21 protein-coding genes are annotated in these 22291 nt (G+C 70.4%); 10 read left to right on the forward strand and 11 right to left on the reverse strand.

Annotated features, from left to right (window positions below):
* Nucleotides 1–210: 210 nt before the first annotated feature.
* Both ACIQOV_RS00955 and ACIQOV_RS00960 read left to right on the forward strand, forming a co-directional pair.
* A complete protein-coding gene (locus tag ACIQOV_RS00955; RefSeq protein WP_401043391.1) occupies nucleotides 211–498 on the forward strand; it encodes a hypothetical protein in 288 nt (95 codons plus the stop codon).
* A gap of 568 nt (nucleotides 499–1066) precedes the next feature.
* Nucleotides 1067–2131 carry a PhlD gene (locus ACIQOV_RS00960; RefSeq protein WP_331768392.1) on the forward strand — a complete coding sequence of 355 codons (1065 nt, stop codon included), beginning with the start codon at nucleotides 1067–1069 and terminating at the stop codon, nucleotides 2129–2131.
* A gap of 175 nt (nucleotides 2132–2306) precedes the next feature.
* Here ACIQOV_RS00960 and ACIQOV_RS00965 read toward each other — a convergent pair whose 3' ends face one another.
* The 3 genes from ACIQOV_RS00965 to ACIQOV_RS00975 are packed head-to-tail and all read right to left on the reverse strand — an operon-like array spanning nucleotide 2307 to nucleotide 4704.
* Nucleotides 2307–2954 carry a hypothetical protein gene (locus ACIQOV_RS00965; protein WP_331768391.1) on the reverse strand — a complete coding sequence of 216 codons (648 nt, stop codon included), beginning with the start codon at nucleotides 2952–2954 and terminating at the stop codon, nucleotides 2307–2309.
* Nucleotides 2951–4396 (reverse strand): DnaB-like helicase N-terminal domain-containing protein, encoded by a 1446-nt coding sequence (locus ACIQOV_RS00970; RefSeq protein ID WP_331768390.1) that lies wholly within the window; start codon nucleotides 4394–4396, stop codon nucleotides 2951–2953. Before ACIQOV_RS00970 ends, ACIQOV_RS00965 begins: the two co-directional genes overlap by 4 nt.
* A complete protein-coding gene (locus ACIQOV_RS00975) occupies nucleotides 4393–4704 on the reverse strand; it encodes a hypothetical protein (protein ID WP_331768389.1) in 312 nt (103 codons plus the stop codon). The genes ACIQOV_RS00970 and ACIQOV_RS00975 overlap by 4 nt, the downstream gene beginning before the upstream one ends.
* Before the next feature lie 920 nt (nucleotides 4705–5624).
* On the opposite strand from ACIQOV_RS00975, the gene ACIQOV_RS00980 reads away from it, so the two are divergent.
* Complete coding sequence (locus ACIQOV_RS00980) at nucleotides 5625–7163, forward strand: hypothetical protein (RefSeq protein WP_401043395.1); 1539 nt, start codon at nucleotides 5625–5627, stop codon at nucleotides 7161–7163.
* A gap of 328 nt (nucleotides 7164–7491) precedes the next feature.
* Here the strand turns inward: ACIQOV_RS00980 and ACIQOV_RS00985 are convergent, their stop codons facing one another.
* Both ACIQOV_RS00985 and ACIQOV_RS00990 read right to left on the reverse strand, forming a co-directional pair.
* Nucleotides 7492–7899, reverse strand: coding sequence for a helix-turn-helix transcriptional regulator (locus tag ACIQOV_RS00985; protein ID WP_331768386.1), 408 nt, complete (start codon nucleotides 7897–7899; stop codon nucleotides 7492–7494).
* A 1087-nt stretch (nucleotides 7900–8986) separates the two neighbouring features.
* Complete coding sequence (locus ACIQOV_RS00990) at nucleotides 8987–9244, reverse strand: helix-turn-helix transcriptional regulator (protein WP_331768384.1); 258 nt, start codon at nucleotides 9242–9244, stop codon at nucleotides 8987–8989.
* A gap of 872 nt (nucleotides 9245–10116) precedes the next feature.
* On the opposite strand from ACIQOV_RS00990, the gene ACIQOV_RS00995 reads away from it, so the two are divergent.
* The 5 genes from ACIQOV_RS00995 to ACIQOV_RS01015 all read left to right on the forward strand — a co-directional run bounded on the left by ACIQOV_RS00995 (nucleotide 10117) and on the right by ACIQOV_RS01015 (nucleotide 15128).
* Nucleotides 10117–12009, forward strand: coding sequence for a helix-turn-helix domain-containing protein (locus tag ACIQOV_RS00995; RefSeq protein WP_401043400.1), 1893 nt, complete (start codon nucleotides 10117–10119; stop codon nucleotides 12007–12009).
* 11 nt (nucleotides 12010–12020) lie between these two features.
* Nucleotides 12021–12455: a hypothetical protein gene (locus ACIQOV_RS01000; protein WP_331768382.1), complete on the forward strand. Its 435-nt coding sequence runs from the start codon at nucleotides 12021–12023 to the stop codon at nucleotides 12453–12455.
* A 553-nt stretch (nucleotides 12456–13008) separates the two neighbouring features.
* Nucleotides 13009–13278 (forward strand): hypothetical protein, encoded by a 270-nt coding sequence (locus ACIQOV_RS01005; RefSeq protein ID WP_401043402.1) that lies wholly within the window; start codon nucleotides 13009–13011, stop codon nucleotides 13276–13278.
* A gap of 176 nt (nucleotides 13279–13454) precedes the next feature.
* Nucleotides 13455–14573, forward strand: a complete 1119-nt coding sequence (locus ACIQOV_RS01010) for a helix-turn-helix transcriptional regulator (RefSeq protein WP_331768380.1) — start codon at nucleotides 13455–13457, stop codon at nucleotides 14571–14573.
* A 78-nt stretch (nucleotides 14574–14651) separates the two neighbouring features.
* Nucleotides 14652–15128, forward strand: coding sequence for a sigma factor-like helix-turn-helix DNA-binding protein (locus ACIQOV_RS01015; RefSeq protein ID WP_331768379.1), 477 nt, complete (start codon nucleotides 14652–14654; stop codon nucleotides 15126–15128).
* On the opposite strand, the gene ACIQOV_RS01020 is transcribed toward ACIQOV_RS01015, so the two are convergent.
* The gene (locus ACIQOV_RS01020; RefSeq protein WP_331768378.1) at nucleotides 15129–15425 is read right to left on the reverse strand and encodes a hypothetical protein; all 297 of its coding nucleotides are present in this window, start codon (nucleotides 15423–15425) and stop codon (nucleotides 15129–15131) included.
* A 156-nt stretch (nucleotides 15426–15581) separates the two neighbouring features.
* Here ACIQOV_RS01020 and ACIQOV_RS01025 point away from each other — a divergent pair, with 156 nt between their 5' ends.
* On the forward strand, nucleotides 15582–16862 hold the full coding sequence (locus ACIQOV_RS01025; RefSeq protein WP_331768377.1) for a trypsin-like serine protease: 1281 nt from the start codon (nucleotides 15582–15584) through the stop codon (nucleotides 16860–16862).
* Between the two features lie 62 nt (nucleotides 16863–16924).
* On the opposite strand, the gene ACIQOV_RS01030 is transcribed toward ACIQOV_RS01025, so the two are convergent.
* Both ACIQOV_RS01030 and ACIQOV_RS01035 read right to left on the reverse strand, forming a co-directional pair.
* Entirely contained in the window at nucleotides 16925–18397 is a 1473-nt protein-coding gene (locus tag ACIQOV_RS01030; RefSeq protein WP_401043407.1) for a PIN domain-containing protein, read from the reverse strand.
* Between the two features lie 371 nt (nucleotides 18398–18768).
* Complete coding sequence (locus ACIQOV_RS01035; protein WP_331768375.1) at nucleotides 18769–18990, reverse strand: hypothetical protein; 222 nt, start codon at nucleotides 18988–18990, stop codon at nucleotides 18769–18771.
* 500 nt (nucleotides 18991–19490) lie between these two features.
* Between ACIQOV_RS01035 and ACIQOV_RS01040 the strand changes: the two genes are divergently transcribed.
* Nucleotides 19491–19688, forward strand: a complete 198-nt coding sequence (locus ACIQOV_RS01040) for a hypothetical protein (protein WP_331768374.1) — start codon at nucleotides 19491–19493, stop codon at nucleotides 19686–19688.
* 358 nt (nucleotides 19689–20046) lie between these two features.
* Here ACIQOV_RS01040 and ACIQOV_RS01045 read toward each other — a convergent pair whose 3' ends face one another.
* The 3 genes from ACIQOV_RS01045 to ACIQOV_RS01055 form a co-directional block, all read right to left on the reverse strand.
* Nucleotides 20047–21258, reverse strand: a complete 1212-nt coding sequence (locus ACIQOV_RS01045) for a zeta toxin family protein (protein WP_401043411.1) — start codon at nucleotides 21256–21258, stop codon at nucleotides 20047–20049.
* Entirely contained in the window at nucleotides 21255–21572 is a 318-nt protein-coding gene (locus tag ACIQOV_RS01050) for a hypothetical protein (protein WP_331768372.1), read from the reverse strand. The genes ACIQOV_RS01045 and ACIQOV_RS01050 overlap by 4 nt, the downstream gene beginning before the upstream one ends.
* A gap of 253 nt (nucleotides 21573–21825) precedes the next feature.
* A partial coding sequence (locus ACIQOV_RS01055; RefSeq protein ID WP_401043414.1) for a DUF2399 domain-containing protein occupies nucleotides 21826–22291 on the reverse strand: 466 nt, incomplete at its 5' end.

The following is a 22291-nucleotide window of genomic DNA, read 5'->3' on the forward strand; positions in this document are numbered from 1 at the left end:
AGCCGCTCCGGGTACGGGCCGTACTCGCCGATCGGCAAGTACGGCTCGATCAACACCCACTCCGCATCCGTCAGTTGCGCTCGCGTCACACACCATGGTCTACCGGATCAGGACCCGCCGCGAAGGTGAATCACACAGATTGATCACGACCGAATACGCGCCCTAGGGCACTGCTTCATCGAACTCACCCGCCTCGCACTGGCCGAACAGATGCCCGGCGCCCGCCCCCTGCACGAGAGCGCCGCCGAACCCCTCGGCTACGCCTTGGCCTGTGCGCAAGCGCCCGCCGACGCCCTGCTGCCGCTTGTCGCCCGCGCCACACAACTCACACTCGCCTGCCTGCACCACCTGCTCGACCTCGGCCTCTCCCCCGAACCGGACAGCGACGCCGCCACCGCGGACACCACGAGCCCGGACGGCGGCGCACTTGACCAAGTCCTGGACGGCTTCGAGCTCCACAAGATCACGCAGCAGGCGGCTGGAGCCGACGCGCCGTAACAACCACGGCCTCACGCGCAGAACAAGGGACCAAGCGTCAACCCCTCAGCCACACAAGGCGAGATACGGCGCCTGCTTCTGATCGGCCCGATGGCAGATCCAGTGCCGCCAGGTAGCGTGATCGCCATCAGAACCCGCCGACGGGGGGAAAGATGTCATGGCGCTCAGCTGTCACACCGCTGCGCACAACGCCGTGGAGACACCAAGGACCAGAAGGCCCCACCGCGGTCCGGCCGTGCTGTGCGCACCCTCCCGGCCGGACGCCGCGACCACGCTGCCATGCGATCCGGCATCGGCGGCCGCCCGGGCTACCGCAGGAATGAAGAACCGGTACAGCACACCGGCCCCACAATCCCGGCCCGTCCCCGGTACCAGCTGTCCAGGTACGCCCATCCCGATCACCTGGCCAGGAAGCACCCGCGAACCCTCCCGCCGCCCCGCCAGCGCACCCTAAGGCTGCCCGCCCACGCCTGGTCTCACGCCAGTCCAGCAGGCCGGACGCGGGCCCGCAGGGGCTCGACCGCACCCATCAGGCCCGCTGCCGCGGCCACACCGGAAGGACGTCGAGTTGAACACCACCACGGCCTACGTCAGTCGCCCCGCCCTCGTCCTCGGCGAGCACGTCGTCGACGCCTACCGGGTCCGCGACGACATCCTTGCCTGGAACCCTGACCACCCTCAGCTCGACCTCGCCCGCAAAGCACTGACCAACCTCCCCGGGACCCGGCGCTACCTGCGCCCCTATGAGGAGATAGTCGCCGAGCGCGGTCCCACGCAGCGCAAGGACGACGTCTTCGACGTCATCCTCGAAGCCGCCCAGCAAGCAGCCCGGGCCGCCATGGACTACGCCGGCATCACCGCCACCGACATCGACTGCATCATCACCACCTCCTCCACCGGCGACCGCATGCCCGGACTCGACGTCCACCTGCAAAACACCCTCCCGCTGCGCCCCGATATCCGGCGCCGTCCCATGACGCAGCTCGCGTGTGCAGGCGGAGCCCAGGCACTGATCATGGCGGAGGAGCACCTGGCCCGGTACCCGGACGACAAGGTGCTCGTCGTCGCAGGGGAGTACCTGAGCTCGTTGTACCAGCAGTCGCTGGTGTCGATCGAGGACCTCATCTACAAAGCGTTGTGGGGTGATCTGGTGGCGGCAACCGTCGTCTGCGCCCGCCCGCTCGGGCCGGACGGCTGCCTGAGAATCGACCACACCCTGGAGTACGTGATCCCCCACACCGCCGACCGCTACCACAAGGACACGGACGAGCGCGGCGACCGCTTCTCCTCCACCCGCGCCTCCCTGCACTCGGTCACCAACCTGGCCCCGGCCTTGCTGAAGTGGCTCGGCAAGAACACTGACACCCCCCTGGACTTCGGGATCCTTCACCCGGGCGGGCCCAGGATCCTGGCCAAACTCGCCACCGTCCTGGACGTCGACGACGAGTTCACCAAGCACTCGCGCGATGTCCTCGCGGAGGAGGGCAACCTGGGCGGGCCCACCATCTTCTCCGTCCTGGAACGTACCTACCGCACCCCACCGGCCCACGGCGGGCGCGGCCTGGTCTTCGGACTGGGCCCGGGAGTCGCACTGGGCGCGCTCCTGGTGACCTGGATCGACCCTCGGTCCTGAGCCCCCACCGGACACCGCCCAGGACACATGCCCTGGGCGATGTCCGGTGCGCCTGCGCTGTTGCAGACCCCCTCGCGCTGGCCGACTGCGGCAGCGGCCGCCAGGAGGATCCGCCCGGACGGGGCCAGCGGACCAGGACCGGCGACGTGGGGGAGAGCGACACGAAACCGGCCCGTCAGTAGAGTTGGGCGAGCCGCTCGTCGGCGGCCACCACCACCCGGGCGACTGCGTTGTTGTCGGCCCAGACGAGGACCGCGCGAACCAGACCGCGGGTCGCCTGCCCGTCGCGCCCGCCGGCCAGCGACCCCACCTCCGCCCACGGCCCGCGCAGAACCCTGGCATCACGGCGCAGCCGCACACCCGCACCGGCGGCTCGGACGAGGGAGGCGAGCTGCCACAGCAGCAGAGCCGCGACCAGGAGCAGCACCGCGGTCATCGCGTACCGGCCGCCAGCCAGCCCCGCAACAAGGCCGCCGACGACGGCGCCCACCAGGGCGGCCGGGGTGAGTACCACCACGAACGCGACCATGGCGCAGGGCAGGAGCAGCAGGCTCTGCAGGGCGGTCCGCGTCCAGGGCTGAGGCCGTCGCAGGACGAGCGTTGCCGGGCCCCACGACATCACCCGGCCCGCGCAGCGGTGGACGGTCGTCTCGATCAGCCAGAACGGGGCGAACACGGCACGCAGCCACACGGGGCGGGCTGCGACGGGCGCGAAGGCTTGCGTAAGGACACCGGCGAGCTGCGGCAGACGGCCCCACGGCGCGAGCAGGCCGTCCGGCGTGCGGACCGCCGCGCTGGCGTCCGCGCCGGCCCGGAACCTCACCGTGCTCCCGGGCCGGTACGCGCGGTGGACCAGGTGGCCTGGGTGAGGCGGGCGGCCTGGGCGGAGGCGTACTGCAGGTGTCCGCGGGCGGTGCCGATGACCATGCCCGGAGCGGCGGTGGGATCGCCGACGGCGGTGTTGATCGCCGACGTCGCGGAGCGCACATGGTGCACGATACTGGCCTCCACCAGCAGGCGGCCCCCACCGTGGGCGATGCCGGGCCGCCCTTCCTGATACATCGCCCAGACCTGCTCGGGGGCCAGCGATCCGGGCCCGGAGACGCCGCGCCGGTGGGCGTCCCACACCAGCAGCGCGGGGTCGACGGCGCCGCGGTGGGTGACCGCCTCCTGCAACGAGGTGAACAACTGCGCCCGGCCCGGCTGAGTGAAGTCCTCGGCGCGCAGCCAGCGGCCCACCTGCTCGAGCTGGCCGGGGTCGCGCAGCAGGGACGACAGCACGGCGTCTTCGGTGAACGTCATCTCCGGGCGTGGGACTGTCTGCGGCGCCAAGGCCGCGCCGACCGCCTCGACACGCCCCATGGCTTGCTCCCAACGGTCCTCCAACTGCTGGAGGGCGCCGAGCATGGTGTTGATCTGCATCTCGGCGGCGGGCGCGCCCGGTACCTGCAGGGTGTTCTCCACGCGCCACGACCCCTGCGCGACCTGCTGCTGAATACTGGTCTGCAGGACCCGCTGGCCGAGCTGGGCGGCATGTTCGGGGTGGGGGACCTGCTGGGTGGTGGTGAGCGCGTGGATCTGCTGCGCGACGGACGGCCAGGCGGAGACGGGGACGATCCAGCGCTCGTCGGCGGCTGTGCGCTGCAGCTGCTCGTAGAGCATCCGGGCCAGCACCTGCTGCCGTTCGGCGGGGGAGGCCCGGATGGTGACGGCGGGGTGGGCATACAGCTTCTCCTCGACCAGGGCCCTGAACATCTGCCCCAGCCACGGGTCCTGGAAGTCGGCGGCTTTGAGCCAGCCGGCCAGCCTCGCACCCTCCTCAGGGCGGGCCAGGACGGCGGCCAGCACCGCCTGTTCGGCAAACTGCCCCTGCGCACCGACGGTGCGCTCCAGGCTCGCCTGGGCCACCACCCGTCCGTACTGGGCGGCGTTGGCGGCGTTGGGCACGCTGGCGGACAGGCCCGTGACGTAGGCGGCGACCTGCTGCCAGTCGGTGGTGCTCGCCCAACCGTCGGCGATGGCTCTCGCGTGCAGGTTCTCCAGGACCAGGCGGCCGAGTACCTGGGCCTGATGCCGGGACGCCGCGGCGAGAACCGCCGGATGGGCGTAGAGGTGGTGGTCCACCAGCATGCGGTAGATCTCCCGGCGCCACGGGTCCGCGAAGTCCGCGGCCCGCAGCCAGTCGCGTACCTCCAGGGCCCGGCGGGGATTTTGAAGGACCGAACCCAGCAGGGCCTCTTCCGAGTACGCCTCCGGGCCGCTCACTGAGGCCCCGCTGGACCCGGATCCTGTTGCGTGAAGACGGCCTGCTGGGACCGGGCCCAGCGCTGGGCTGCCTCGTCCAGAGCCGCGACGGATGCCTCCTCCAGAGGTTCCCACCACGCCTCACCCACGCGCCACCACCGGTCCACGAAGCGCACCGGCGCTCCCGGGAAGTCGCCCAGCAGTACGGCGTCGCCCGCATCCATGTGCTGGCGCATCGCCTCGATGCTGACCGGCCCGGAACGCAGCCGCTCCGCCCGGGCGGTGGCGAAGTCCGCCAAGGAGGAAAGCTGCCCGTCGCTCAAGGCCATGGCGCCCGCCCCTTCCCGTCGTCGATGCACGCCCGCCCGCCGAACAAGCACGCGGGGCCGTTCCTGCTCTGCCATGAAAGCCCCGCATGCGGCATCCCGAGCAGCTGACAAAGCATCCGATCCCGCCAGGAGGGAACTGCGAACGAGATGTCCCGTCGGGCGGGAAGCCCCGCGCGGCGGACTGCGCCGAGAGCCCACGACGGGGCACCGTGGTGGAGACCCGGCCCATCCGGACCGGCCACCTGGGACGGCGAGCCCCCCATGAGGCTCGCCGTCCCGGCACACCCGTACGCCAGACCACGAGGAGTCCCGTTGGAGCGCGACATGGTGAGCGACGAGGAGTGGGAGCGGGCGATGGGCCGCGAGATCGAGCATGCCTTCGGCCCCGACGACGAGGGCTACGAAAGCCGGGCGGACTGACCACACTGCGTCAGCCGGCACCACGGAGAACGGCAGCGAGCCGACATCCTGGACATCCACGCCGCACGGCCGGCTGGAACCTGCACGGCCGGTCGGCCGTCGGGAAGCGGCGGCCGTGGATGAGGCGGAGGTGTGAAGGGGCGGCCCGCCACATCCAGCAGCAACCGGACCTTCCAGAACTGCCCGAAGCCGACCTCCGAGTGCAGTGCGACGCTTCCGTGCACAGTACGCGGAGATCGGCCGGGACCTCACCGACCAGACCTGCTTCGGCGCGCTCATCGCCATCGACGGCCACAGGAATGGGTCTGGAACCCAACCCGACAAGAGTCCCGACCTCGACGACCCGGTGAAGACGGCCTCGTCACACACACGCCTGCATTCACCAGGGAAGCATCCCGACCGAGGTGTTCCTCAGCCTGTCCGGTGCCCGTCGATACGGGGCTTCACCACCGTCGGCCCCAACCCGTTACCCCGCAGCCGGGCAAGAGAGGACGTGCGCAGTGCACCCCGACTGGTGGACGGAACAGGAGCAGTGGGCAGGCCCGGCATGGCTGCGGATCCCATCGGAGGAACGCACCGTCGCGCAGGACGATCCCATCGGTCGCCAGGTCGAGGAGGAGCTCACCAGCATCGGCCCGTCCTGGCAGGTCGGGCACACTCTCTACACCCTCGTCGATCACGACGCCGAGACTGGTACCCGTGCCCTGTACGCCCTGCGTTCCTCCGGCACCCTGCACCGCCTGCTGGAAGGCGTCCACCCGGAATACCTCTACGGCGCCTGGCTGCTCCTCACCTCCCCGTCGGCGCCCCACGAACCGCTTGAGCAACTCGTCTTCGAGTACCTCCTTGAGGAGAACTGCACCATGGGTGCGCCCGAGGAAATCCTGGACACTATCGAGCGGCGCCGCTACCTCCAGGCCCGTGACCTCGAAGTCTGGGGCCGTGAGCAGGGCATCGTCCCCACCGCCCCGGATCCGGACTCCGATGTGCCGGACAGCCTGCGCCTGGAGGCCTGCACCGCCCAGGAACGGGCCACGGTCGAGCGATGGCTGCACGCCCTGGAAGCCGAACTCGACCTCCCCGCGATTCCCGAGCAACCCGGTCCAAGGCCCGCTGCCCCGGAGCTGGAGAACGCTTTCAACCTCCAGCCTCCCACCGGCTGGACCCCTGAACCGGTTGCCGCTGGGAACGACAACGACAGTTGGCCGGATGCTGTGGGCACCGCGCCGCGCCCCCACGGCCACCGCGATGACGACGATCTCACCCAGGCCCTCCTGCGCGCCGAGTGGGCGATGTGGCAGGCCGACCAGCGCGCCCGTGCCGCATCCTTCGGCGCCAGCGGGTTGCGCGCGGAGGCCTTGTCCGGGCGTGGACCGCAGTCCACGGCCCTGGAGCGGCGCCGCCGCCGGCTGGCCACCGCTGCCGCGTGGATGTGGCGGGCCCAGGAAGCCGACAAGAGCCGCTCCCGGACCGCCCAGGACGCGGCCAGCTGCCGACAGGCGGCCGCGGCCTTCGACGCCCAGGTCCAGCGTCCCTGGTGGAGCGTCGCACTTCGAGGGACCTGGCCGCCCGCCCACCGGCGCTGGCTACGCGGGTGCGCTCAGGCCGAGCACGCCCACGCCCAGGCGCTGGACACCCTGGCCCGGGAGTGCGGCGAGAATGTGCTTCGCTACCTGGACGAAGCCCGCCGAGCAGCTCCCGAATCGCGGGACCCGCTCGGCGACGAGGACCTCCTTGAGGAGGCACTGCCCCGCCTGAAGCAGGAGGCGGTGGCGGCCGACTGCCTGACCGTGCCGCAGTGCAGTGAAACGCTCAGGAGGGAGGTGCAGTCGGCACGCAGCCTGTGGCAGTGGCACTGGTACGGTGCTTGGCACATCCGGCAGGAGATGCGGCAGCGTCGCCACGTTGCCGGGCGCCTTCCGATGCCGCCGGTGGAGGGCTTCGCCGGTCCGATCGTGGAAGACCTGCGCTACTGCGAGCGGCTGCTGGGGCCGTGGCCGGGATCTGCCACGCTGCCTGAGGACAACGACCCGCAGTGACGTCCGCGCATGGGCGGTGATGGATCAGACGGCCGGAAACCTAGAAGACCAATTCGTACATCGGGCTTCCCGGCGGCGCCCATCTGCGGCGGGCCGGGCAACCCGCCCCAGCACACGATCGGGGTCTCCTCGGAACCGTGGCCTGTGCTGCCGGTACGTGGCGGCCTGGACACGCGCCACGTTCTGGCGGTGGTCTCTTGTACTGCCGAGCGGATCAAGGTTTGCGAGGTCGCATCCCGTACGAGCGCACCATGACGACGGCCGCAACCTCGGCGGGCACCCACTGCGCGCCCGCCCAACGTCCCGGAGCACGCCTCCGGCAGCCTCTTCAGCTGTCGTCCTCGTCGGGCAGTAGCCGATCCACCCGCTCGAGTTCGTCCGAGGACAGCCGCCCCAGCCGCATGCACAGACGGCGCACCTGCGGGCTCTGCAGAGCATTGGCCAAGGCCAGGTGTTCCTCAGGCCCCCAGACGGAACCTGGGAAGAAGAAGCCGGGGGAGACCTGGAAGTGGTCGGCCAGCGCTTTAAGCACCTTCATGCTCGGGTTGGCGGTCCGGCCGGTGCGAAGTCTGTAGAGAGTGTTCTCGTCGACGAGCGAAGCACCGGCCCGGGCGGCTATCGCCATGGCGACAGCCGCATCGGACGGCAGCCGCTTCCCGGCCGGGGTCGCGGCACGCCGTAGGGCCTCGATCCTCTCTGCCAGGCTCTGCCCGGGCTCACCGTCGTCGTAGGTCACAGCAGCTTTGCCTCCACGTCAGGTCTCGGCAAGACCGCAAGGGGCAGCAGCTCCGCTGGCGCCCTGTCACTTCTAGTCACGGCCGACCGCATTTCTTCCTATGATCGCCACTCGTGTTCTCGGGACGCCACACACTTTGGATGCCCCGGCAGCTCTGTCGCACGTCCCAGCACACGTAGCGGATGGAGCCGAAGCCACGGGTTCCACTCTGGAGGGAGGCCAGGCTTATGTCCACGCCCAATTTCGTCACCAGTGTGCCTGATGCAAGGAGTCGTTCCGTGGACGGCCTCCAAGTAGGCCTGTTCACCACCGGCTTCACCACGTCCGCCCCGGACCTCGCAGCGGCCCGCGGAATCCTTCAAGCCCAGGCACCATCGCTGCCATCGTACGTGCCCTGACCTGCCTGCCGCACATGGCATCACCTCCACCGATCGTTCCTTCAGCGCCGGTTCACTCGCAGCGACGCACCCTCAACCTGCACGGACGCACCCCGGCCGCCACCGCGGCGACCGGGCCATCCGACCCGTGCACGGGAACCGCGGCCGCGCGCCGCCCGGTCCCGGACGTGCGGCCTGCTGCCATTGCGGTGCCCGCCCACCTGCGGCAGGTCGGCCCGACTCGCAGCGGACCGCGGACAGTGCCGCCGTGACGGAGGCGCGTCCGGCCGAAGTCCCGTCCGAGGCGTCCGACCCAGTGGGCGACCGGAACCGCCGGGTCGAGGAGATGCCGACCCTGCGCCAGACCGCGCTCGCAGCCGGCCTGTCGGCTCCCCGGCGATGCGGCCCACCTCAGGCAGGAGGTGAGGTGTCGCAGTCCGGCCGCCTGGGCCTGGTGGCGGCGCACCCTCGACGACGACCTGGCGCTGCGCCGGCCGCAACGGCACCGGGTCCGTCGTGGCGCCGCCGCTGTCCGCCAACCCGCTCCAGGACGCGGTCCCGGGCCCGGGCTTCTACCAGCGCATCGGGTCCCGGTCCGGCGGCGGGCCCACGGCGGATGCGGCGCCCTGCCGCTCAGACCGGACGCCGGTACCGGATCACGTCGGCGGCAGCACGTGCAGGGGTGTACGGCCCGTTTGGTGTGTGGACGCTCAGGCCGTGGGCAGAACGTCGAGGAGGGAGCGCATGCGTGCTTGCTCGTCGCGGCTCATCTTCAGCACCTCGGCGACCCGTGTGAGCAGTACGGGGTTGGGCCGGCGCACCCGTCCGCGCTCGAGGTCGCCGTAGTGACGGCCCGACACTCCCACGGCGATGGCCACCCGTTCCTGCGAGACCTGGATGCGGCCGCGACAGGTCACCAGCAGGTCGCGGAGCGCGTCGGACGTTGCTGGCGTGGCGGCGGTGGGCATGGCAGAGCCTCCTTCGTGGGACACGGAGTCGCCCGTGCGGTACCGAGCGGCTGCGCGCTGCGGGCTGCGCGCTGGGCGCGCGCTGGGCGGTGTGCTCTGAACGAAATCAGACTTCGGCTGGTGGCGGTACTGTACGAGAGCACCATGAACATGATGAAAACCTCGACCAGCGCACACCTGAGCGGGGCGTTCGCGCCGTTGTGCGCCCCCTGGTGGCGACGCGCTTGGACAGGGCTGCGCCGTCGGTTGCTGCTGGAAGCCACCGGCCGGCGCCTTGGACTCGGGCGGCCTCCTGTACGGCCTCAGGCCCGCGTGTCGGCTGAGCACCCGGCAGCAGCGGGGACAGGTACGTGACCCGCTGCCCCCGCCCGGGGCCTCCAACCGGCCTGCTCCTGATCCCGGCTGGGGCCCGCTCAGCGGGGACGAGGAGCGACAGGAGCCCGCGGCCCGGTCGCGGTCCATGTCGGCCAGTTGACAGGACGAGATGCCAGGAACTCGCCCGAGCATCGTGGCCGCCATGCACCAGCATCCGTCCGGACTGCGCGACCTCGGCGTCAAAGAGGCCCGGTTCCCGGAACGCCCCGGCCCGTCGGAGCTCTCGATCCCCCTCGCCAGGTGATCGCGATCCCGCCCCCAGTGGGTCACGGCCGCGTCCTCGAAGAGCACTTGAGTCTCGGTGAAGGCAGTGGCGCCCGCCGCCGTCCTGTCAGCGGAGCCGCCTATCGTACGGTCAACGTTCAACTACATTTCCAAAGCCACAACCGCGGTCACTGAATGCGTTCAGACGCCCCGCCCGGTCCTGAACCGGATACCCGGACACGTGGTACAAGGCGTCCCGGGGCGGGACGCCCCGTTCCCGGGGAGGGGCAGAGTTGCCCACGCTTCGATTCGCGACCGGTCTGCCACAAGGGCTGCGCTTCGCAGAGGAGACCAAGAGCGACGCTGACCGGCCGCTGCGCGGGGTCCACCCTCTGTCCCCGGACAAGGCGCTCGACGACGGGCAGGTCCGCCACCACCTGGTCGTCGTGCGAAGATGCGACCCAAGATTGGGCGAACGCGACCGACTGAACCGGTTCCTGGCCCGCCTCACCGCAACAGGTGCAGCGGCACTGGCCATCGCCCTGCCCCCAGGAACGGAGACGCAACCGTCCGTTCGCGCGGCGGCACGCCATCACGGGATGCCGTTGCTGACCGTCGGGGACGATCCCCCCACATGGTTTCAGTTGCACAGTGCCATCGTCGACGAATACCACGCCCGGACACTGCGCACCGCCACCCTCCATCGCCAACTCCTGGAACAGATCCACCATCTCGGTGGGCCGGAAGGCATCCAGCGCCTGGTCACCTGGCTCGCGGGCTTCGCCGGCGCCCAAGTTGCCGTGGTACCACCCCTGGGATCGACCTGCACCGTCGCGCCCGCCGGCGCAGGCCTCCTGCTCGACCCCGCCCGCGAGAAGGTCGCCCAACTCTCCAGCGCAGGCCAAGGATGGGCCTCTCTCGAACTTGCCGACCTGGATCCGACACCCGGCACCGCAGACCTTCAGATCCGACTGTTCAGGATCGGGGCCGCCCGGCCCGCCCCAGTACTTGCCGTCGGCGCCCCCGCCTTCAGCCCCGACACCAACATCGCCATCGCAAGGACCCTGGACCTCCTGGCGGTGCAGACCGCTGCCGAAGCCGCCGCCCGAGGAAACGAACGCCTCAGACGCGCCGAGGAATCGGTGAGACAGGCGATCCTGCAACTACTGATGACCGGCAACGTGACCGAGGCCCAGCGCACCGCCCGCTGCCTCATCCCAGGGATCCTCGACGTCGACGAATGCCAGGTGTTCATCCTCAAATCCCGTCGGACCGAGCGCACCAGTGTCATTCAGGACTGCCTGGAGGCTGTAGGGAGCGCCACCATCGTCAGTGCATGCCCGGCCTTCTCCGACCAGGTGGTCGTCATTGCCCCGGGCCCCAGCACGGAATACGAGGCCATGGACGGCCTTACCGCCGTCGTACGCGCCGCGCCGCACCGCTATCTCGGCGCCAGCACCACACGCCAGCTTGCCGACACCGCCCAGGCATACGGCGATGCCAGCCGGGCCCTGGTCGTAGCCCAGCGAACTTCCACCCGTATCCACCAATACACAGCCGACGTCCAGCTCGCCCACATCCTCGACGAGCGCGCCGACACGTGGGCGCATGCCCGCCTGGCCCCGCTGCTGGGCTTGCCCGAAAGCCGCCGCGAGCAGCTCCTCGCCACGCTGCGCCTGGGTCTGGACTTCACTCCGGCCGCGGCCGCCAGAATCCTGGGGACGCATCGCAACACGGTCGCCCGCCGTCTGAGCGCGGCCGCTGGACTGTTGGAGGCCGACTTGCAGGACATCATCCAGCGCGCCGTGCTCGGCCTCGCGCTCGAACTCGGAACACGTGTGGAGCGTGCACCCGCCCTGCATGAGCCGACCGGCATCGCACAGGTGCTGGACACGGACGAAGTCCGTTGCTGGGCACGCGAGTTCCTCGAGCCGTTGAGCAGGGGGCGACGCCACCTGATCGACACGCTGTCAGCATGGATCGAGGCAAACACCCATATTGAGACCACCGCCGCAGCGCTCGATCTGAATCCGGCAACGGTCCGCTCGCACCTGCGGCAGGCCCAGAACCTAATTCAGCGTCGTCTGGTCAGCGGGTCAACAGCCGACGAGGATTTGGATCTCCCCGGCGCCCACGACGTCGTCCTGGCCCTGGCCGTTCTCCCGGAGATGCCCATTCGGCTCTGACCAGTGTCCACGTGCTGGCCGACGACGTGAACGCCCGCATTCGCTGCCGGGCCGGCGGACTGCCCCTGTCCGAGATCGACCGGACCCTGCACGCCGAACAGCACCGCCAGGACATCGCCGATCGCGCGGCCGAGGAGGCTGCCGCGCCCGCCGGAATGCCGACCTCGCAAGCCGGGACCTGGCCGGCACCGCAGCTCAGCCCCTCTGCACCGCCCTGGAACGCGCAGGGTTTGTTCGAGGGCGTGTTGGAGCTGGCCGCGGGTCGTGGTGGAGCGGTGGGGGATGCCGAGGTCGGTGGCGCGCTGGTAGAGGATGTTGGCGGTCCAGGCCGTCAGGGTGGGCCGGCGCAGGCCCCGGATCCGTTCGGCGAGCTGTGGGCCGCTCTTCTTGACCGCTCGGCGCGTGCGTTGCGGGCGCGGGTGAAGCCGGCCGGGGCGAGGGGGTAGAGCGTGTCGGAGAGCACGTCGAACTCGGACGGGGCAGCCGCGCTTCGGACTCTACGGGCAGCGCGGACTCCGGACCCCTCAGGCCGGCGGGGCCGATGCCGCACGCGGGCGGGGCCCTCCTACGTCCGACCAAGGTGTGCTGTTGTCCGGGAGTCTGCTGATGGCGTTGGCAACGGTGCGTTCGGTGTGTTGCCGGGGATCGTCGGGCACCGGCGCCAAAGTGCCTGAGGTGTACGAAGGCGCTCCCGGGGGAGCGGGCGAGTCCTGAGCACCGAAGATTACGTTTCGTTGACCCTGCCGGACTCAAGGCGTCAACCGACCCGGAAGAAATTCGATGGGATTCGGAACCGGCCGCACCGCCGGGCGATCGATCCCTTTCGCTTCTGATCGCTTTGTTCGAATTCTTGCCAGTGGGCGGCAACTAAGAAGATGACCCGTTAACGCGGTGGGGTGATCGCGTTGTAATGTCGCGAATACGGAGAGCCCCGGCGGGCCTGAGAAACCAATCATGCCGGGGCTCTGCGCAACAACACGACTCGATCGAGGAGCCCTTGTGAGTCCTGACCGGATCCGGCACCTGACCGCCCTGCGGCAGTTCGTCCGTGGCACCGAACCTAACATGCCTCTGCAGTTGGCCGGGGAAACCTCCGACGTCATTGCCATGTGGGTACATGTGAAAGGCGGCCTTCTCGTGGCCGTGCCGAGCGCGCTCGCCGCCCTCCTCACGGGGGCCGGCCCCGGGCTCGGACTGTCGGCCCTGCTGTATGCCGCCGGGTCCGTTGCCAACGCCTCCCACGTCAGCTACCTGCGCCGTCGCATCTGACGCCCCGGGCGCCGCCCGCCCGCCTCGGCCGAGCTTCGAGGAGGGCGGGCAGCCGCAGCGCCCGCGCCGGGCTGAAATGCAATCCGTACGCGCTGTTCTGGATCACCGGGTGTTCGCGAACGAAAACCCCAGGAGAGGCTCACTCGTTCGCGGTATCCCGAATTGAGGAACGGGACATGACCCAGCCGACAGGGCCGAGCCAGGCCTGCGACCACTGCCACACGAAATTCGAGCCCAAAGTCCTCGGACGCCGCCGCCGCTTCTGCACCGACAAGTGCCGTTCCGCCCACCACCGCAAGAAGAAGACCGTGCCGCAGGACCCCGCCCCGACGATGGACCCGGCAGTCACCCAGATCGCCACGGGCCTGATGACCACCGCACGGCGCCTGCGGAACGTGGTGAAGTCAGCCAACCCCGCTCTCGGCGACGTCGCCGAGCTCAAAATCCTCGCCGACATCGGCAAGGAGTACGAAGAGCTCGTCAACGCCGTCGTCCTCCAGGCCCGCCAGCGCAAAGTCCCCTGGCCGACCATCGCCAAGATCCTCGGAGTGAGCACCGAAACCGCGCGAACCCGCTGGGAGGAGGAGAAAGCCGCCCGCGTACTGGCACGCCGACGCGAACGCGGACGCAAGACCGCCCGCCCCAGGGGCTCCTCCGCCAGGGAACGCGGCCACCGCAACAGGCGCTCCGCGGTCCACGCCCTCGACGCCCAGTCCCGCCTCGCCAGCGCCCTCTCCCACCTCCTGCGTGCTTCGGGCCGCTACATGAGGGAGGTCGCGGAGGAAGCCGGAGTGTCCACCTCCTACGTCTCCCGGGCGGTGAGCGGAGAACGCATGCCGCGCTGGGACGTGGTCGCCTCCTTCGCGCGCTCCTGCGACGCAGACCCCGAACAGCTGCGCGTGCTGTGGGAGGAAGCCAACGGCAAACCGACGGCCCGGCCGTTCTTCGCCGGCCGCCCCAAGGCGTACGACCATGCCCTCTTTCAGCTCACCTCCGCGATCCAGGGCCTCCACCTCGCCGCCGGCCGCCCCACCGCCGAATTCATCGTCGAACGCTCCACGCTCACCCTGACCACCGCGCAGGCCACCGACGTCCTGCGGCGCCCCGAGCTGGCGCCGTGGCCGGACATCGTGGCGGTCGTCAGCCTTCTCCAGGGGCCGGTCGATCTCATCAGGCCCCTGTGGGAGTGCCTCCAGCTGGCGGCGAATCCGAAGTGGACACCCGAGAGCCCGCCCCCGTCGACCCCCGCCTCGGTCAACCCGGCCACCACCACCTTGCCCGCCGAATCCTTCTGAGACCGTCCGCGGCACGCCGCCGCGACGCGGGCTCACAGCACTGCCCCCGCTCCCACCCCCCGTCCCCTGGGAACCGCCATGCCACCGCCCTGGCTCGGGAACCGACCGTGCCGACCGGCCCGACCCGACCGCATCGGGCCCTGGGCCCTGCGCGACCTGCACTACGACCGCTACCTCTCGTACGCGGCCCTCCTCCTGCCCGTCGCCGACGCCTGCAGCGCGATCAAGCAGGCCTTCGACGAACTCGCCGAACGCTGGCCCACCGTCCTGGCCGCGCCCAGCCCGGCCGCGTGCGCCTGGCAGGCGGTCCGCCGACGGGTCCGTTCGATGGCCGGCCCGTTGCCGCCCGTCGCCCACCTGAGCGACCCCGAGCAGGATGTCCTCGTCCTGCACCTCGTTCTCGACCTGCCCGCGGCCGAGATCGCCGACCTCACAGGAACCGACGCGGCGGCCGTCCAGATGCACCTGCGCTCCGTGCGCGCCGCCGACCGACCTCGGCCACCCGGCAGCCACCCGCCCCGGCCCACCGGGGCGACGACCGGAGCTGACGTGTGATCACCCAAGCTTTGTCGAACAATTGTTCCCATCGCCGTCCGCGGCAAGAGGGAAGGCCAGCTGGTTGGTGAGATTGTCGTCCAAGGTGAGTAGTGGCAGCACGTCGTCGGGTACGCGGACGGTCAGGGCGGGGTCGGCCGCCAGCGTCCCGCCCAGGTGCAGACGAGTGGCTTCGAGGCCCTCGTGGCGTTCATGTGTGTCGGCGCCGCCGTTGGACGGAGGCAGCGGCTGGGGCTGGCCGGGCAGGATGCGACACAGAAGATCGTCGAGCGACTGCTGTAGCAGGCTGGTGTTCAACACTTGATCCTCCCCACAAGTACGTATTCCTGACCCAGAGCGTATGCCGCTTGTCCACGGGTGCTACGACAACGCGGAGTCGACGATGGCTTGGTCGGGCGACGCATATGATCAGATAACTCTGTGTAGCGGTTTCTGTGACTCTATGGTGTCTCCATGCGCAGGTCGAAGCTCCTCCTGTACGCGGCAGCGGTCCTGGTCCTGGGGGCCGCGTCGATTGCCGTCGCGCGCGGCACCGAGGGGGAGGCCGCGGAGACGCGCATGGCCCCGACGGTCCTGTTGAGCCGTGAGTACCACGAGAAGTACTTGAGGCCGATCGCCGACGAGGTGCACCGGCTGGTCGACACCGAGCGGGTCGACGGCGCGGGCTTCGCGTCGATCGTGTTCCACGGCGACGAGCACTACCTCGACCTCTTCTGGAAGGGCCCGGTCCCCGCCCAGGTCACCAAAGCCGTCGATGCCTGGCGTGCACGTACCCGTGAGCAGGCCGGCCACGACCCCGCGGGCCCGGCGAGCCCCGACTACGACGTCCGCTACCGGCCGGCCGCGTACTCGCGCGCCGAGATGGACCAGGCCGTCGACCGGTTCATCACGGCGGTCGGCAACGACGCCTCGGAGTGGTCGTCGCTCTCGCCCGCCAACGACGGCAGCGGCCTCCTGCTCACCTACCAGCCGGCAAGCGCCAGGCGCATCGCGCCCGCCGGTGCCCCGGCGCGCGACTACCAGGCCCGGGCCGGGCAGATCGCAGGCATCCCCGTCCAGTCCCGTGCCGGCTCTTCCGAGACACCCACCCATGGCAGCCGCACCAGCGACGCCCCGCCCTGGTATGCCGGAGCCGACCTCACCCTCGGCGACAACTCCCGCTGCTCCACCGGCGTGCCCGGCTGGGTGGACAACAAGCGTGTCCTGCTCACCGCCGCCCACTGCCAGACCAGCGGGAACGTCTACAACGGGCAGCGCGTCGTCGGCGAGGTCACCGCCTACGACAGTGGCCTCGACGTCGCCGTCGTCACGACCGGAAGGGACACCGCGGCCCGTTTCTACAGCAGCTCCTGGAACAGCGGCGACTGGCGGCCGCTGTACGGGCCGGCGCGCCTGGACCCGGGGCAGTCTGCCTGCTTCAGCGGCGCCGTGTCCGGGTTCCACTGCGAGCTGGAGGTCACGCGGCTCGGCGTCCACTCGCCGTCCGGGCGCACCAGCGCGACCGAGGTGAAGTCCCGCAGCGGGGGCGTCGCCGTCGCCCAGGGCGACAGTGGCGGGCCGGCCGTGGCCAACCCCCAGGGCGACTCCATGGCACCGGTCGGCGTCATCATTGCCGGGAACACCGACACCAAGGTCCCGTGCAACAGCACGTCGATTCCGACGACCTGCTTCTCGACCGGCTACTACACGCCACTCGACCCCGTGGCGTCCAAATTCGGATTCTCGGCCTTGTGAGCCCCGCCGCAGGCCCCGGACCCGGCCCAGAACGCGAGGGCGGTCCGGCCGGTTGCGCCAGGTCAGCTGTCGTCCTCGTTCGGCCTTTCCGGTTCCTGTGAACCGGAGAGCTCCTCAAGCGCGTCGATGTCATCGTGCGGCCATGTCCGAACGTACATGGACGGGTTCGTCGGGGACAGAAGGCCGGAGTAGTTGGGCAGGCCGGAGACAAGATCGGCCGCCTCGGTGGCGCTGGCCAGAAGCGCGGAGAGGTTGGTCCGGGACAGCGCTGCCGCCTTGACGGCGTCCGCGACCGGCGCGGTGTAGTTGAAGTTGGTCGACCACGACGCGAAGTCGAACGTCGGCAGTACTGCCGCCCGGACGGCGTCGGCCAGGCCGGGGGCGTAGTTGTACAAAAGGCCGACGTCCGATGGACCGGTCGGCCTGCCGGCCTGGTCTGCGGTGGCTGCTGAATCGGGCTTCCGCTTGGAGATGAGCTCGCGCAGGGCCTCCTTGTGGAGTGCCGCCAGGGCGTCTGTGGTGGGTTTGTCCTGCAGGTCTGGAGCGGACGGGTCGTCAGGCGACAGCAGCGTGGGCGCTCCCTGATCGCCGTCCGCGTCGGCGGAGAACAGGAGCTTGACCGTCCAGATGCACGAGACGCCTTCCAGCCCCTGGCCCACGGCGGCAGCGAGGCCGTACAACAGCCAGGTCGTCTCGGCGGTGTACCAGACCTCCTTGCCGATGCGGTGCCCGGCGGCTTTGCCGCTACTCAGCAGAGTGCTGCGCGGTGGCGTGATCCAGGCGTTCCACTCGATGGGGGCGCCGGTCGTGGTGATCCCCGGAAGGCCCAGTACGGCACGGTGCGAGGCGAAGGCGAGTCCTCCGATCGTCGCGGCGACGGGCTCCGAATCCAGGAAACGCTTCGCGTCGGCGGCGGCGGAGGCGTTGTCGACGGCTACCGTGAAGGCGGTCACGACAGCGTCGAAGTCCTTCAGGCGCTTCAGACGTCCGGCGAGATCCCCCAGGTCCTGGTCCATGGGGAATCGGTAGACGGTGCCGTCACCGAAGTCGGTCGTGTTGTCCGTGACGAAGTGCACGTCCTCGTCCGGATAATTCCGCAGGAACTCGAGGATCGTGAACCAGATCGCGGCGTCCCGCGCGCCCTCCGCCCGCTTCTCGCCCTGCTTGGCCGGGGGCAGCGCGAGTGCTTCACGGGAGAGCGCCTTCAGCGCGGCCTCGCCCGAGGTGGGCACCACCTCGAAGAGCTCCGAGTACACCTTCCGCCAGTACTCCTGGCACTCCTCCAACTCAAGCGGCGGCTCCTCGAACGTCGGCGTCGGCTTCCAGGGCATCATCCGCTGCAACGCATTGAGTGCGGACGCGGCCGTCTCGCGCTGCGCGACGTAGTCCTTCGCTTTGTGAGCGGCCAGCTCCTCAAGGACCGTTCCCGGGATACCGACCCGGTGTTGCCCAGAGGCACGTAGCGCGCGCACGATGTCCGCCCTCGGGCTCCTAGGGTTGATCCTGTTGATGGCGTTCGTGTCGAAGATGATCACGGGAGTCCTCTCGCTTCCTGCCCAGCTTGATTCCCACCCGGAGCAGGCGGTCGGCACCTTGACGGCTACGTCGGGTGCCGTGGCGATACCTTGATGGTCTGGCAGAGAGACGGTAGCTCCGCAGGTCAGAGCATTGGTAGGGGCGGGGCCCGGGTGCCTTCACCGATGTCGAGATTCCGGGGCTGGCCCCGCCGCAGAGCGAGGCTTCCGTCCCTCTGGCTGTGCCCGCTTGCCCTGCCCGGCATGTGGGTGGCTCACCGGCCGGTTCCGCGGCGGCGCCTGGTGGCCCGCTGACCGGCGCCCGCCGCTGCGATTGTTCTGTGCAGGCAGAACGTAGTGATTAACCCTGTGATAAAGACCGGGCCCGGTCGTTACAGCTCCGTCCACCCGTACGGCCGCCGGCCCCGGCTGCTGAACGGGTGCCAGACCGGAGCCGACGGGCCGCGTTGGACCAGGTCCTCGATCCGGGCGGCCCCGGCCGGGACGGCGGTGACCATCTCGGCGACGGCTGGCTGTTCCTCGGCTGCGAGCAGCAGGTCCGCCACCGTCGTTCGCACCCCGGCCGCGCCGGTGCCGGCCAGGACCACGAGCAACTGCGGGAACGCCCTCCAGCGCCGTTCCCACGCTTGCCCCGGCCCTTCCCCGCCGACCTGTTCCCACACCCGGGCGCAGGCCGCGAGCTGCGCCGCGGTCTGCTCGTCGCCGGCGCCAGCGACATGGATCAGGGCGCAGCCTCGATTGCCCGCGGTCGCCGTCTCGGGGCCGCTCGGGATGACAGCCGCAGCAGCAACACGCAGGTAGCCAGGTGGAGGGCGGTGTCCCGGCGCCGCCGCACGCCACCTGGGACGACCGGGTACGAAATCGGACGCCCTGCTACGGCAGACCCGACATGGCTTGTGACCAGCCAGAACACACCGGGAACGCCGAGGAGTGTCCGACCGGTAGGGCGCATTGGCGTCGCCGCGGTGGCACTCGGCGGATCGCCGGCCCGGTTACGTTGGCGCGCATGAACTGCGGCACCGCCCGGGCGATCCGGTCGGAACGCTCCGGGCAGTGCCGCAGCCTGCAGCTCTCAACAAGGAGGGGTCGAGACATGCACAACCACGGCAACGGGTTCAGGCGCCTGGGCGAACTCGCCGTCACGGCGGCCGTCACGGCGATCGTCTCCACGTTGGCCACGCTCGCCGTGACCTCGGGGGTCACGGCCGCGGGGCTCAGCGTGGCCGGGCCCGGCTGCGCCAAGGTGGCCCCGGCTCTCCTGCCGCAGTCGCCGGACCAGATCGGGGGCTAGAGATCCTTTCGGCTGCAGGGCACAGTGGCGTCGTTTCGCGAGCCGGGGCGCGCACCGCCGCGCGGCCGCCGTTTCGACAGTGCACATCTCAGGCGATCGCGGCCGGCCGGGGTCGGCCGCGATCGAAGGGAGTCGCGCCCGCTCCTGCCCATCCCGGCCCTGCTGTGCCTGCGGGATCCAGGGAGGCCCGCCGATAAGGACAGGACAGTGAGCCGCATCACGTGGCAACCCCACCTCCTCGGCCCGGTCGGCGGCTCGGCTGCGGACGTCCTCACCCAGCCACTGGCAGTGGCGCATCGCCACCGAGGGGCGCCCTTGCCCGCGGGCAGGACGCGCGAGGGGGCGGTCCTTGCGCCAGTCACACGACAGGGCCTGTGCCGCGGCGTGGCCCGGCCTGGGGGTGCTGGCCCCGGGCCTGCGGACGGGTGCCCGGGGCGGGGCGTGCGGGTTGCTGTTCGGCGCCGGCGGGCGGTGGGGTGATGCGGGCGATCGCTCCCGCCAGGGAGGTGGTCCAGTTCCCGGCCTTCCCGGCTGCGAGTTCGTCGATTGCGTGCTGGATCGTCAGGGAGAGATGCCGCAGGTAGACATCGTCGGTGCCGGGGAACGGCGCGGGCGGGTGGGCGAGCACGGCGGCGACCGGCACGGCGGCGGGGCGGTCGTCGATGTGCGGCGCGGCCTGCAGGACGGTGTGGGCCAAGTCGTAGAGCAGCACCGGCTCAAGGGGATGCTCGCTGTCGTGGGCGAGCTCGGCCGCGATGCCGGTGAACCGCCCGCTCTCCTGCGCACTCCAGGGCCGGGTGGCCTCGTGCTGGTAGGCGAGCACCGCCCCGGCCGGCTGCTGCCGGGCCCGCGTGATCCGGCCATTCTCCTCACCGGTCCGGACAGCAGTGCTGTGGTGGAGCAGGTGACCGCTCCGGTCGTAGACGTTGACCGTGTCGCTGAGCGCGTGGTCCTCGATCACGGCGAGGCTCTGGGGGACCCGGGCCAGGATCCTGGCCCGCGAGTCCGGCGGCACCGCACGTCCCACGCCGAGTTCACGCCGTTCCTGCTGGCAGCGGTAGAGCGCGGCGATACCGCTGGTGGCCTGCGCGACCGCGATGAACGCGGCCTCGCTGCGGTAGACACCGCTTGCGTCGAACGGGGCGAGGACGTCGCGCACGGTGTCGGGCCGCAGCTCGCCCTCCCGCAGGATGTCGAACCGGTTCGACATCCCGTACTCGACGGCCATGGCGAAGAACCGGGAAGCGTCCACACCCGTGTACCGGCTGAAGCTCACCCCGTGGGCGGCACGGATCTCCTCGAAGCGCGGATGGGAGGAGTGGAAGGCATCCACGTCCAGCCCGAGCCCGGCACCCCGGCCGGCCGCCTCCAACTGAGCCTGGATGCGGTTCTGTGTGTAGGTCTTGCCGGCACCCGGCCCACCTTCGACGACGAACACCAGCGGCTCTTCCTGGCGTCGGGGACCGGCCAGCTTGACCGGAACCACCCAGTCCTCGAACCTTTTGCGGGCCTGATCGGGGGCAAGGGCCCAGTCATCGAAGAGGCTGCTGCCCGGGATCTGAGGGCTCATCGAGCCACCTCGCGGGCCCGCAGTACGGGCTTGTACTGGGTGATCACTCGTTCCGCCTCGACGGCGGCTTGCTCGTCGCTGTCCGCCCGCAGCGCCCGCCGTTCGGCCTGCAGAGTGTTCCGGAACTGGTTGAGCCTCTCGCTTACCTGCCCGTCCGGGTCGGCCCCGCGCTGCGCCGTGTCGAGGTCGCCCTCCGTCAGTCGTTCGAGCTCGTCCAGGATGCTCAGTGCGACCTCAACTCGGATCGAGTCCTTCAGCCGCCAATCGCCCAGGTCCCCGTTTCCGAGAAACGACGAACTATCGCTGCCAGTCATGAAGCAAACTCCTTTCCCTGGTGGATACTTGGCATCCTAATCGCCGACGGCGGGGCTTCCTTCGGGCGCTCGCTTCGTCGGGCACTGAGGTTCATTGCCGGCGCGGGCACGAGAGTGGAGGCTGCCGGCTCAAGCCAGCGACACCTGCTCCCTCGGTGTTCGGAAGGCGCCTGTGACCGGTGCGGCAGCAGCACTACCTGTTTGCTCGTGTCGATGGCGAAGTGCGCGTCGGCGCGTTTGACATCGGCGGTGTTCATTCCAGGCCGGAAGCCGGAGGCAAGTCCGTCTTCGATCTCGCCCCGGCGTCGTCGGGCCCGCGGGATGCTGGTTGGGCACGAGGTGGGACGGCCGGGGCCCCGCGGCGTACGTCGTCGGCCAGTTCGTGGCGGAGGGCTTCCTCGAAGCCAGGGCGGCTGTGCGCGGCCATCGCGTGGGCCAGGGCATGGTCCCACGGGGTGTGGAGTTCGCGAGAGGCCAGGGCGGGGGTCGTATCGGGGAACGGGTAGCGCCTCAGGCAGGTGAGGTAGTCGTCGGTGCTCATGCGCCAGGGGACGGCGCGCGGCTGGGCGGTGAGGATGGAGTTCAGGTGGCGCAGGCCGGCCTCGTCGAAGTCGGCGCGGGCTGCGATGTGCCAGCCCATATCGGCCAGGCGCGCGATGGCCCGGACCTCGGCGCCGGAGGGGGTGCCGTCGGTACACAGCACGCGCAGGGGGACGGGG

The sequence above is a fragment of the Kitasatospora sp. NPDC091257 genome (assembly GCF_044757675.1).
Classification (GTDB): Bacteria; Actinomycetota; Actinomycetes; order Streptomycetales; family Streptomycetaceae; genus Kitasatospora; species Kitasatospora lactacystinica.